This is a genomic window from Rugamonas rubra (assembly GCF_900114705.1).
GTDB lineage: Bacteria > Pseudomonadota > Gammaproteobacteria > Burkholderiales > Burkholderiaceae_D > Rugamonas > Rugamonas rubra.
Genome location: NZ_FOTW01000027.1, coordinates 1 through 12,869, shown reverse-complemented (window position 1 = coordinate 12,869; position 12,869 = coordinate 1). Strand labels below are relative to the sequence as shown.

The window sequence follows — 12,869 nt, the reverse complement described above, 5'->3', positions numbered from 1 at the left end:
CGGCCGCGCCGAAAACAGGGTGGCAAGCGCGGCCGGGTCGGCTTGGACCTCGGCGCGCGCAACAACACCGATCATAGCGTGAAATGTGACTAATTTGAAATGTTACCTTCGAGAACAAGGAAACTTTTGTTCGGCCGGGCCGGCCGGCGCCGCGCGCCGAACCCGGCCGCCCGGCCCCGGTCGAACGGGCGCGCGGCGCGACGGCGCGCCCGCCGCCCCCCCCGCCGCTACTTGACTTGCCGTCAATAAAGTTTCTCGTTGTCATTATCCGGTAACAAAAAACATATAGGATTGTCAGGTTATACACAGCCCACCGCATCGAGGCCCCCGTGAACTCAGTCCATACCGCGCCGGCGGACAGCCGGCAACCGCCCATTCCCGCCAAGGTAAGGTATCTGAAACCGACGCCGCCGGAGGCCGCGCCGCCGCTGCCGCCGCCGGCCGAGGCGGCCAACGAGGACGGCGGCGGCGACGCCAGCCTGGGCCGCCACCTGCTCGACATCATCGCCCGGCGCCAGCTCAGCGCTCTGTTCCAGCCCATCGTGCAGATGCACAGCGGCGAGATCATCGGCTACGAGGGCTTGATACGGGGACCGTCCGACAGCCCGCTGCACGCGCCGATGAACCTGTTCAAGGTGGCGCGCGCCAACCAGTTGACGGCCGAGGTCGAGCACCTGTGCCGCCACGTGGTGTTGCAGCGCTTCGCCGAGCTGAACCTGGCGGGCAAGCTGTTCCTCAACGTCAGCCCGGAATGCCTGCTGCTGCGCGACGCCCGCCACGGCCAGACGCTGGAGATCATCCAGCAACTGGGCATCAACCCGGAGCGGGTGATCATCGAGCTGACCGAGAACCAGCCGACCTACGACTACGAGCTGATGCGCGAGGCGGTGCTGCACTACCGCAAGATGGGCTTCCAGATCGCCATCGACGACCTGGGCGAGGGCTTTTCCAGCCTGCGCCTGTGGTCCGAGCTGCGCCCCGAGTACGTGAAGATCGACATGCACTTCATCCAGGGCATCAACAACGACCCGGTCAAGCTGCAGTTCGTCCGCTCGATCCAGGAGATCGCCGACAAGTCCGACACCCTGGTCATCGCCGAGGGCATCGAGACCCAGGCCGAGCTGCTGGTGTTGCGCGACCTGGGCGTGGCCTACGCCCAGGGCTACCATCTGGGCCGGCCGAATGCGCTGCCGGCCAAGGCCGCCCCGGCCGAGGTGGTCAAGGCATTGGCACGCAACGGCGTGGCGGTGTACCCCCAGCGCAGCGTGGAGAAGAACGCGGTGACCATCCTGAAACTGTTGCACCGGGTCGCGGCGGTGCCGCCGAGCATGAACAACAACCAGGTCTACGAGATCTTCCTCAAGGAGCCCAAGCTGTTGATCATTCCGGTGGTCGACAACGGCGAGCCGCTGGGCCTGATCAGCCGCTTCGAGATGATCGACCACTTCGCCCGCCCCTACCAGCGCGAGCTGTACGGCAAGAAGTCGTGCAAGCTGTTCATGGACAGCAAGCCGCTGATCGCCGACAAGGACACCAGCCTGCAGGACCTCAGCTTCATCATGGTGCAGGCCGACGCCCACCACCTGTTCAACGGTTTCATCATCACCGACCACGGCCGCTACATGGGCATGGGCCGGGGCCACGACCTGATGCGCGAGATCACCCAGATGCAGATCAACGCGGCGCGCTACGCCAACCCGCTGACCCAGCTGCCGGGCAACGTGCCGATCAACGAACACATCGACCGCCTGTTGCAGAGCGGCACGCGGTTCTGGGTCTGCTACTGCGACCTCGACCATTTCAAGCCCTTCAACGACGTCTACGGCTACCGCCGCGGCGACGACGTCATCCAGCTGACCGGCAAGGTGCTCAGCGAGCGCTGCGACCCGAACCGCGACTTCGTCGGCCACATCGGCGGCGACGACTTCATGATCCTGTTCCAGAGCGAGGATTGGGAGGAGCGCTGCCAGGCCATCCTGGAGGAGTTCGCGGCGGCCGTGCAGGACTACTACAGCATCGAGGACCGCGAACGGGGCGGCTACATCAGCGAGGACCGCCAGGGCAAGAAGGTGTTCTATTCCCTGATGAGCTTGTCGCTGGGCGCGATCAAGGTCGAGCCGCGCCAGTACTATTCGCACCACCAGATCGCCACCGCCGCCACCGAGGCCAAGAAGCAGGCCAAGAAAATCCACGGCAACAGCCTGTTCCTCGACCGGCGCCAGCAAAGCGGCCCGTAGCCAAGCTAGGCGCGGTGGGCGGCGTGCCACTGCCGCGCCAGGTCCTGGGCGCAGCCGAGCTGGGCCGGTGTCATGCCGCTCGCGATCAGCTTGCGGTTGGTGCAGGCCGTCTCGTCGCCGGCATCGGCCGCCAGCGAGATCCACATATACGATTGCAGCGGATCGCGCGGCACGCCGCGCCCGCTGCTGTACATGCCACCCAGGTTGTACTGCGCCAAGGCATGGCCCTGCTCGGCGGCGCGGCGATACCAGCGCACCGCCTGCGCGTCGTCCTGCGCCACGCCCTGGCCGTTCGCGTACATCACGCCCAAGTTGTTTTGCGCGCTGGCGTCGCCCTGCTCGGCCGCCGTGCGATACCAGGCCACCGCGCGTTGTTCGTCCTTGGCCACGCCGTGGCCGTTGGCGTAGATCACGCCGACATTGAACTGGGCGTTGGACGCGCCCTGCTCCGCCGCCAAGCGATACCATTCCAGCGCCCGCAGCGGGTCGCGCGGCACGCCCCGGCCGTGCGCGTACATGCCGCCCAGGTTGTACTGGGCCAGCGCGTGGCCGGCCTCCGCCGCCCGCTTGTACCAGCCGATGGCGCGCGCGTCGTCCTTGTCGACGCCCTGGCCGTTGGCCAGCATGATGCCCAGGTTGAATTGCGCGTCCGGATCGTCCTGCGCCGCCGCGCGCGACAGCCAGGCGTAGGCGCGCAACTGGTCGGCCGCCACGCCGCGCCCCTCGGCATAGGCGACGCCGACCTGGCGCTGGGCGGCGGCGTCGCCCAGCGCGGCGGCTTGGCGGAACCAACTCAGGGCCTGCGCGTCGCACTGCGGCACGCCTTGGCCGCGCTTGTACATGAGGCCGAGATTAAGCTGGGCGGTGGAGTCGCCCAGCAGCGCCGCCTTGCGGAACCAGGCCAGCGCCAGCGGATAGTTGCGCGGCGTGCCCAGGCCATGGGCGTAGGCCTCGCCCAGCAGCGTCTGCGCGCCCGCCACTGCCTGGTCGGCGGCGCGGTGGAACCAGGCCAGCGCCTGCTCGTCGCTGCGCGGCACGCCGCGCCCGCGCCGGTACATCTGCCCGAGGTTCTGCTGCGCCGAGGGATCGCCCTGGTCGGCGCCACGGCGGAACCAGGCGGCCGCCTCGACGTCGTCACGCTCGACGCCGCGGCCGTTGTAGTACATGGCGCCCAGGTGGTTCTGCGCGAAGGCCAAGCCCTGCAGCGCCGCCAGGCGCATCCACAGGAAGGCGCTGGCGTCGTCGCGCTCGACGCCAGCGCCTTTTTTGAGCAGCAAGGCGAGGTTGAACTGCGCGTAGGCGTTGCCGTGTTCGGCGGCCTCGCGGAACCACATATAGCAGTCGTTTCTGTCCTTGGCCGAACTCTGATTGTTCATGCTCCACCCCCAGCCGGCTAGCGGCGAACGCTGCCCTTGCGCGAATGCGCACGCCCAGCGCGATAATGTTGCCTAAATTATAAATGCCGGCTTGCAGGATAGGTTTGAGGCTGCTCAAGGAAAGTATTAAAATTGCATTAACTAATGCCTAGCGGAATGTCAAATGATGTGAGCCAACAAAAAATGGCCCCTCGCGGCGAACCGGGAGGAGCCAGAGAACCACGCGCGGTGAACGCGGCAGTATCAGGAATGCATCGCGCGCAAGCCGCCGGGCGGCTTCGGACCCAGCGCGTAGACCAGCACCGCCAGCGCGGTCAGGCACCAGACGATCAGCGCGCCCGACGGCAGGTCGTACAAGGTCGACAACACCAGGCCGGCCGCGTAGCCGCCGGCGCCGACCAGGTAGGCCAGCGCCATGCGTTTCTTGCCGACATAGTGGCGCACCGCCAGACCGGGTACGATCAGGCTGGTGAACACCAGATACACGCCGACCAGTTGCACCGAGGCGGTCACCGCCAGCGCGAAGATCAAATAGAAGCCGAGCCGGCTCAGACTGTTCTGGAAGAAGAACAGCACCGCAGCGATCAGCGCCGTGCCTACGGCCGGCAACAACAGTTGCTGGTAGCGCACCCACAGGATCTGTCCGGCAAGTAGATCCTGCAAATGCTCGCCGCCGTGCGGGTTGTGCGCCACCAGCAACAGCCCGCCGGTGGCGGCAAGGATGAACATCACGCCGATCTGGGCCTCCTGCACCTCCGGCCAACGCTTCTCGGTCCAGGTCAGCAGCAGGGCGCCCAGCACGGCGGCCGCCGCAGCGGCGCCCTGCACCGCCCAGCCCTGCGGCTCGAAGTCGCCGGCACCGGCGATGATCACACCCAGCGCGGCGATCTGGGCGATTGCCAGGTCGATGAAGACGATGCCGCGCTTGAGCACCTGGGCGCCCAGTGGGATGTGCGTCACCAGCACCAGCAGGCCGGCCAGCAGCGCCGGCAGGATGATCATCAGGTCCAGATCGGCGGGCATCATTTTGCGGCGTCCGTCAAGCGTTGCACGGTCGAGTCGAACAGGCCGAACAGGTCCTTGGCCTTGTCGTCGCCGCCGACCGAGAACGGCAGCACCACCGCCGGGATCTTGGCGTGCTCAGCCAGCCATTGCGAGGCGCGGCCGTCCTGGTAGGCCGCGCGCAGCACCATTTTTGCCGGCTGGCGTTGCAACTGGCCCAGCAGCGCGGACAAGTGCGCCGCGCTCGGCTCCACGCCGGGCTTGGGTTCCAGCGTGCCGACCTGGCGCAGGCCCAGCCAACCCATCAGATACTCCATGTTCTTGTGGTGCTCGACCACGGCAACGCCCTTCAACGGGGCAGCCTGCTTCTCCCACTTCAACATGGCGGCGTCCCAGCGCGCCGAGAAGTCCTTTTGCCGCGCCTGGTAATAGGCGGCGTTGGCCGGGTCCAGCTCGGCCAAGCGCTTGGCCAGGCCGACGCCCACCAGCGCGATATTGTGCGGGTTCTGCTGGATGTGCGGGTTGCCGGCGGCGTGCACATCGCCCTCGCTGCGGTCGACCTTGCCCGGCACGTCCAAGCGCGGCACCAGCGCGCCGGCCTCGAAGTTGCCCGGCTGGCCGGCGGCGATCTTGCCGTTGCCCGACTGCTGCAACAGCACCGGCAGCCAGCCCACCTCCAGCTCCAGCCCGGTGCAGACCAACAGGTTGGCGTTGCGCGTGCGGGCGATCAGGCTGGGGCGCGCCTCGATGCGATGCGGGTCCTGCAACGCGTTGGTGGCGCTGGAGACCTTGACCTTGTCGCCGCCCAGCTCCTTGCTCAGCGCCTCCCACTCCGGTTCGCAGGCGAGGATGTTCAGTTCGGCATGGGCCGGCAGTGCGGCGCCGGCCGCCAGGCAGACGGCGGCGGCCAGCAGGGATGCTCGTTTCAGTTTCATGGCAACTCCTTAGAAAGCGTGGGCCGCGTGCGTGCCCAGGCTCATAATGTATTGCAGGAAAACTTGATTGTCGGTCACGCCGGGACGCGACTTGTCGCGCGCCAACTGCAAGCGCAGGCGCGAGAACTCGGACGGGCTGTAGTCGAACATCACGCTGCTGCGCGACGGCGTGTACGCCTCCAGGATAGGCAGGCTGGCCAGGCTGACCGTGCCGTCGTCGACCAGGCCGATGCGCTGGCTGCCGGACGACAAACGGTCATAGCGCAGGCCGGCGCGCCAGTTCGGCTTGAACTGGTAGACGCTCTGCAGATACCAGCCCGACTGGGTGCTGGCGTAGCTGCCGCTGGCGGCGTTCTCGCCGCCGCTGTCGACGGCCAGCAGGCCGCTCTCGTGGCGGCGGAAGTACTCGCCCTGCAACTTGAAGTTGGTCCGCGTCGGGTTGCCATTCGGCGCCCACTTGAAGATACCGTCGGCCACCCAGGTGCGCGATTTGCCGCTGAAGGCATTGTTCAGGCCGCCATCCTCGAAGGCCCGCTCGTGGGCGCCGGTGCGCAGGTGCGACAGGCCGACGCGGTAGCTGGCCGAGTCGCCGATGTCGTCGCCCAGGTGGGCGAACACGGTGGTGGCGCCGTTGCCGTTCTTGTTGCGCGCGGTGCCGGGGAAGGCCGAGCCGTTGCCCAGCTCGACGCCGACCTCGAGATACTGGTCGAGCGGCGCCAGCCACTTTGCCTGCACGCCGTCCGGCTTGTACTGGCCGCCGAGGAAGGCCTGGTAGGCCAGCGGCGCGTCGACGAAGTCCCAGGTGTGGGCGTGCTGGCCGTTCATGTAGCCGAGCGCGGACAGGAAGCGGCCGGCCTTCAGGTTCAGGCCGTTGGACATGGCGCGGGTCTGCACGAAAGCCTCCTCGACCTCGACCGTGTTGTCGGCGCCCAGCGCGAAGGTCAGCTGGCCGGCGAACTGCGGATCGATGTTGGCCGCCATGGTCAGCTCGGACTCGCCCAGGCTGAAGCCGCGCGTACCGGGACCGCCCTCGCCGCCACTCGGCACGAAGCCTTGCAGGCGATACTGGCCCGGGTCCTGCGACAGGTTCTGCATGGTGCCGCCGAGGATCATCGAGATGTTCGGATTGAACAGGTTCGAGGCCGGCGCGGCCGAGCCGGCGGCCGACGCGGGCGAGCCCGTGGCGGCAGGCATCGTGGCGGCGGTGTTGCCCGGCGATGCCAGCGGCGCGCCTACGCCGCCGCTGGCGACATTGCCGGCGTTAGCAGCACCGGCGGCGGATGCCGCCGGCGCGGCGGCCACGCTGGCGGCCAGCGCCTTGGTCTGCGCCTGCGCGTCGGCGGTGGCGGCTTGCGCCTTCTCCAGCCGTTGCTCCAGCGCTTGCAAACGCGCCTCGTAGGAATCCTTCATCTGACGGATCTGGGCGCGGATCTCCTTGAGTTCCTTGCTATCGGCGGCCGAGGCCATGGGTGCGGCAAAAGCGGCGGCCACAGCGGCCGCCAGCAGGCTGTGTTTCAACATGATTTTTGTGTCCTGTACGAATGAATGCGGCGCGGCGCGGCCAAAGCGGCAGCGCTACGTTTTTATCAACAAAAGAGATGCAATCAGGACAGGACGGGCGGCGCGCGCGCCTGGAACACGCACACTGTGCGCTGGCACAGCGACAAAGCGGGCGTGGAGACGACAGCCGTGGCGTCAACGCGCGCGGCCGGGAAGGAATGGAAAGGGGTATCGAGGGCCGAAGCGATCTGGGCGAAGGCCAGACACTGGTTGCAGCTATGGTCCAGCGCCAGCGACTTGGAGGCGCTCTCGGTGCGCTCCAGCACCTGCGCCTGCTCGCTGCCACCACGTGCGCCGGCCCAGTGCGTCAGGCCGTGCGAAATCCCCATCTGCTGCGAGACGAGCAGCAGAAGCGACAGCAAGGCATAGGCGATGGTGCGACGGACGTTCACAAAACCTTAACTAATAGATCACGATGGCGGATATTGTAATGCGATCCGGCCCGTCCCGGCGGATTTTTCGTATCAATTCATTGCCCGGGCGAGATCCGAAATGGTTTCATCTCAAACTAGCCTGGGTCGCCGCCGCATAAACCGCTGAACCTAGAAGTGTCACTACTTAACAATATTGTTCACAGGGAGCGCAACCCACTCATAAACCCAATACGGATGATCTCGCCTTCCTGTGACCAGGTATTCCACTACCAGCCGTCGGGAACTAGCGGTGCGGGTTTTTGCTACAGCAGTAATCCGAACAACCCGCCCTGCTGGGGAACTGGCCCCAGTCAAAACGCTAGGGGCCGCTAGTTTAAGGCCAAGCGTGGTTGCCAGCCATTGTGATGCTATCGAAGCGTTTGGTGCCGCCTGTCTGGAAAACAGAGTCACATGCGGCATCAGCCGATCGATGTGGTGTTGCGACACACCGTGAATGGCCGCGAGAGCGGCGTAACTGGTCAACGGCCGCGCAGCAAGTATTGCCGAGACCGCTGGGCGACCGTCACCAATGTTTAGCGATGCGAGTAAGCGATGGAGAGCAGCCTCGTCGCATGCGTTAAGGTCAAGCAAGCCGCTGACATCTTGTGTAGTAACGAGTACCTCATGGCCGTCGATTTGCATTGCTCGCCGTTGGAAAGATGGCGCAATTCCAGATACCAGAAGCTGATAGAGCGCCGTGTGTATAGCCGACTCTGCAGCCATTTCGGTTCGGAATGCAGCGATGGCGGCTTCGCTGTCTTTGGCCGCGCCAAGGCTTGCCTCCAGCATTGTCGACGCCAGCAAAGATGTCAACAGCGTTAGCCACAACGCCTGCAGCAAGACGAAGCCACTATTGCTTCGGTTTGACTTGAATTGGAGGACCATGATTCCCGAGCTCGGAGGCCGAAGGCACCTCGCTCGACCTCATGGCGGACGCAGCGAAGCCCCTCGACAAGATGGTCATCGCGACGCTCGGGCAAAGCTGGTTCGGCGAGCAAATGTTGGACAACACCGTGTCGCTGCAACAAGGCCTCGACGGCGCGCAGTTCGTCCGGCTGCCCGACGGCACCTACAACCCGCCTCCCGGCAACTCGGCGAAGCTGCTCAAGAACGCCGACGGCAGCTACACGGAGGAGACGGCGCAACGCGTTAAGCTCAACTTCAACACGGCCGGCAAGCTGGCCAATCTCGCCTATCCGAGCGGCATGCAAGTGAAGCTGAGCTATGTCGGCAACGACCTGGCCCAGGTGCAAAACAGCCTGGGCCGCACGCTGACCCTGACCAGCAGCTCCGGCCAGATCAGCTCGGTGGGCGACGGCAACGGACGCAGCGTCAAGTACGGCTACATCGCCTCGGGCGACCTCGATACCTTTACCGACGCGGTCGGACAGGTGACGAAGTTCCACTACGACGTGCCGGGCCGCCTGGACAAACTCTTCTATCCAAGCAACCCGAGCATCGCGTTCCTGAGCAACGTCTACGACAGCCTGGGACGTGTGCAAACCCAAACCAACGCCAACGGCAAGCTGTACACCTATTACTTCGCCGGTTCCCGCTCGGAGGAGGTCGGACCCGGCAACGTCAGCAACGTCTCCTACTTCGACGGCGACGGCCATGTCGCCCGGGCCGTCGATCCATTGGGGAAAAGAACGTCCAACAATTACGACGGCCACGGCCGCATGACGCGCCGCGTCCTCCCCGAAGGCAACGCCGTGCAATACACCTTCGACGACGCCACCTGCGCTGCCGCCGAGCGGCGCTGCACGCACAACGTCAAGACCGTCACACAGATCCCCAAACCGGGATCGCCGCTGGCCAGCCTGGTAAGCAGCTTCACCTACGAGACGGCGTACAACAAGATCGCCAGCAGCACCGACCCGCGCCTGCAGGTGAGCAACTATACCTACACCGCCCAAGGCGATCCGTGGACGGTGACGGCTCCGCCGGACCCGGCCGGCGTCCGACCGACGACGACTTTTGGCTATACCGCCTACACCCCAAGCGGCTATCCGACCGTCTACCTGCTGACTTCGCAAACCAGCAAAATCACCGCCAGCAGCTCTGTGACCAACACCTACGCCTACAACGCGGCGAACAAATACGTGCCGCAGAGCACGACCGTCGATTCCGGCGGACTCAACCTGGTGACGATGTCGGTCTATGACGCCGTCGGCAACCTGCAAAGCGCGGACGGACCGCGCACGGACGTCGCCGACATCCAAACCCTGGGCTACGACAACGAGCGGCGCCTGGTGCTGAACACCAACGCGTTGGGGAAAATCAGCAAAACCGCCTACGACCCCGACGGCCGCCCGGTGCGCGTGTCGGCGCAGCTGGGCGCCAAATGGATGGTCAGCTGCAGCAGCTACACGCCCAGCGGCAAGCTGTCGCGCAGCTGGGGCCCCGCCCTGACGACGGACGACAAGGTCTGCCCGCCGGCGGCGGCGCCGGTGGCGGTGACCGACCACCTGTACGACGACCTCGACCGTCATTTCCGCGCGACCGTCTATTTGCCCGTCGCCGGGGGCGGCAACCGGATCGGCGAGACCGACTACTTCGCCGACGGCAGCGTGAAGGCGGTGCGGCGCGGCGTCGCCACCGCGCTGGCGCAAACCTACGCCAGCTACACCTACACCGCGAACGGCCGCCTGGCGACGGTGGCCGACGCCAAGAACAACCTGACCAGCTACACCTACGATGGCCACGACCGCAGGGACAAGACCTTCTATCCGGACAAGGCCAGCGCCGGTGTCTCCTCGAGCGCCGACTACGAGCAATACGGCTACGACGCCAACGGCAACGTCACCAGCGAACGCCGGCGCAGCGGCAACAGCCTCACCAACACCTACGACAACCTGAACCGCCGCAGCGGACGGCTCTACCCCGTGGCGGCCAACAACGTCGCCTATGGCTACGACCTGCTGGGCCGGCGCACCAGCGCGAACCTGGCGGCCTTCGGCATCGGCTACGCCTACGACAACGCCGGCCGGCTCATCAGCAGCACGGCCGGCGGCAGAACCCTCGCCTACCAGTACGACGCGGCCGGCAACCGCAGGCGCGTCACCTGGCCCGACGGCTTCTACGCCACCTACGACTACGACGCGCTGAACCGCCCGATCAACATCAAGGAGAACGGCGTGGCCGGGCTGGTCGCCCTCTACGCCTACGACGACCTGTCGCGCCGCGCCGCCGCCACGCTCGGCAACGGCACGGCCAGCAGCTACAGCTATGGCGACCAGGCCACGCTGACCGGCCTGGCGCACGACCTCGGCGGAACGGCCCAGGACATCGCCTTCGCCTACACGCCGAACCAGGCGCGCGAGGTGGCCCAGCACAGCTGGAGCAACGACCTGTACCAGTGGAAGGGCTACGCCAACGGCAGCCGCAACGCCACCCCAAACGGCCTGAACCAATACACCGGCGTGGCCGGCGCCACGCTGGGCTACGACGCCAACGGCAACTTGGCCGGCGACGGCGTGTGGGCCTACGACTACGACCAGGACAACCGCCTGAAGCACGCCGTCTCAAGCACGCTGGCGACGGAACTGCTCTACGACGGCGCCAGCCGCCTGCGCCTGGCCACGATCGCCGGCGTGTCCACCCAACTGTTGTATGACGGCATCGACCTGGTGGCCGAGTACGATGCCGCCGGCACCCTGCTGCGCCGCTACGTGCACGGCCCCGGCGCCGACGAGCCGGTGGTGTGGTACGAGGGCGCCGCCACGACCAACAAGAACTGGCTGTACGCCGACCACCTCGGCTCGGTGATCGCCACCGCCAACGCGGCCGGCGCGGCCACCTCGACGCTCAGCTACGGCCCCTACGGCGAGCCCAATCAAAGCGCCGGCCCGCGCTTCCGCTACACTGGCCAGCAGTCGCTCGCGCAGCTCAACCTGTACTACTACAAGGCGCGGATGTACTCGCCGGCGCTGGGCAGGTTCCTGCAAACCGATCCGATCGGCTACGGCGACAATATGAACTTGTACGCGTATGTCGGCAACAATCCGCTGAACGGGACGGACCCCAGCGGGTTGGCGGCGGATTGGGCGAAGGGGATGACGCTGACCGCCGCCGGCTCTGTGGCGAATTGGTGGGAAGCATCCAAAGCGGGCTTCCAGTCGGACAGCCCAACTGATATGGCGATGCGCATATTGCAAGGCTGGCCGACAGGGGGCGCTGCGCTGGGCATGTTTGGCGCAACAAAAGGGGTCGGTGGGAGCATTGCGAAAATCGTCGGAGGCACGACGGGAGGCCTAGCCGCAAAGGCGGTGGGTACTCAAAACCCTTTGTTCAATAGCGCTGTCCAACTATTTAAGAATTCAGAACTCTCGAATGCAGGGCGAGCTCTGACCAAGCATCCAGAACTCATTGGGGAGACGAAAGAAACTCTCCGCTTATCATTGAGAACGGATGGCGCCATTAATGACGCAGCAAGCAGTGCGCTAAGTAACATCATACGTAACGGCGTTACAACGACTCCAACGCTTGGTAGGTATGGAACGGTGACCCAAATTCAGATTCCAGGCGGATTTGGTGCGCGTTGGGGGTCAGATGGAAGTTTCATCGGCTTTATTAATCCTTAAGGAGTAGACCTATGCTAACCCCAAAGAGCTATCGTTGGAGAAAAACAACAGACATCAATCGTGAATACGCGGTGTTTGAACTGTTGGCAGATGAAAATCCAATACTCGATGCAGGATTTTCAGACGTAGGCATCTTTGATATCACCTTCAATGCTGGGATAACAGGCAATCAGATTGAATGGAATTGGCTTCGGAGCTTGATTGAGGAAGGCTGGAAGCTCGCAGAGCTTGATCGACGATGAATTAAATTTATGCGAATAAATATTAATTTCTATTTTGTTGTTTTTAAAAAAAGCACTGTATGATTTATATTTAGCTTCAACATGTTGCTAGTCCTATATAAATATGCTTTCCGCTTGCAATTGAAGACAGGAGGAAATAATGGACGTTACTAGCGCAATAATTGTTCAATTAAGAGCAGCACTTTGGGAGTGCTGTCCTTTTGAGTTCATACATAAATTGGCCTGATTATGTTCGTTCGTCAGAACTTTGCCACTCCAGTTGAGTCAAACCTATCAGGATGGCAGAGCCACTGAAGGGGATGATGATGACGATCAACGGGATTCAGTTTCAGAAGGGACTGTCGCTGCCTGCGTTCTTGCGCGATTACGGTACCGAGGAGCAATGCGAGGCGGCGTTCATCAAGGCGCGGTGGCCACAGGGATTCATCTGCCCTTGCTGCGGCCATGGCGCCGCTTACGAATTCAAGCGGCGGGAACTGCGCTACTGGCAGTGCGGCGCCTGTCGGCATCAAACCAGCCTG

10 protein-coding genes are annotated in these 12,869 nt (G+C 64.5%); 4 read left to right on the top strand and 6 right to left on the bottom strand.

Annotated elements, in window-relative coordinates:
- Positions 1-428 precede the first annotated feature (428 nt).
- Complete coding sequence (locus BM252_RS24425) at positions 429-2,237, top strand: GGDEF domain-containing protein (protein ID WP_425442370.1); 1,809 nt, start codon at positions 429-431, stop codon at positions 2,235-2,237.
- Between the two features lie 5 nt (positions 2,238-2,242).
- On the opposite strand, the gene BM252_RS24420 is transcribed toward BM252_RS24425, so the two are convergent.
- The 6 genes from BM252_RS24420 to BM252_RS30480 all read right to left on the bottom strand — a co-directional run bounded on the left by BM252_RS24420 (position 2,243) and on the right by BM252_RS30480 (position 8,408).
- Complete coding sequence (locus BM252_RS24420) at positions 2,243-3,613, bottom strand: tetratricopeptide repeat protein (protein WP_093390287.1); 1,371 nt, start codon at positions 3,611-3,613, stop codon at positions 2,243-2,245.
- Between the two features lie 243 nt (positions 3,614-3,856).
- The gene (locus BM252_RS24415; protein WP_093390286.1) at positions 3,857-4,639 is read right to left on the bottom strand and encodes a metal ABC transporter permease; all 783 of its coding nucleotides are present in this window, start codon (positions 4,637-4,639) and stop codon (positions 3,857-3,859) included.
- A complete protein-coding gene (locus BM252_RS24410; RefSeq protein WP_093390285.1) occupies positions 4,636-5,550 on the bottom strand; it encodes a metal ABC transporter substrate-binding protein in 915 nt (304 codons plus the stop codon). The genes BM252_RS24415 and BM252_RS24410 overlap by 4 nt, the downstream gene beginning before the upstream one ends.
- 9 nt (positions 5,551-5,559) lie before the next feature.
- A complete protein-coding gene (locus BM252_RS24405) occupies positions 5,560-7,071 on the bottom strand; it encodes a TonB-dependent receptor (protein ID WP_093390284.1) in 1,512 nt (503 codons plus the stop codon).
- 83 nt (positions 7,072-7,154) lie between these two features.
- Positions 7,155-7,502 (bottom strand): hypothetical protein, encoded by a 348-nt coding sequence (locus BM252_RS24400; RefSeq protein ID WP_093390283.1) that lies wholly within the window; start codon positions 7,500-7,502, stop codon positions 7,155-7,157.
- 162 nt (positions 7,503-7,664) lie between these two features.
- On the bottom strand, positions 7,665-8,408 hold the full coding sequence (locus BM252_RS30480) for a hypothetical protein (protein ID WP_139236737.1): 744 nt from the start codon (positions 8,406-8,408) through the stop codon (positions 7,665-7,667).
- Positions 8,409-8,449: 41 nt separating this feature from the next.
- Here BM252_RS30480 and BM252_RS24395 point away from each other — a divergent pair, with 41 nt between their 5' ends.
- The 3 genes from BM252_RS24395 to BM252_RS24390 all read left to right on the top strand — a co-directional run.
- Positions 8,450-12,106, top strand: a complete 3,657-nt coding sequence (locus BM252_RS24395; protein WP_093390282.1) for an RHS repeat-associated core domain-containing protein — start codon at positions 8,450-8,452, stop codon at positions 12,104-12,106.
- Between the two features lie 11 nt (positions 12,107-12,117).
- Positions 12,118-12,348, top strand: coding sequence for a hypothetical protein (locus tag BM252_RS30475; protein WP_139236736.1), 231 nt, complete (start codon positions 12,118-12,120; stop codon positions 12,346-12,348).
- Between the two features lie 302 nt (positions 12,349-12,650).
- A partial coding sequence (locus BM252_RS24390) for a transposase (RefSeq protein WP_174900665.1) occupies positions 12,651-12,869 on the top strand: 219 nt, incomplete at its 3' end.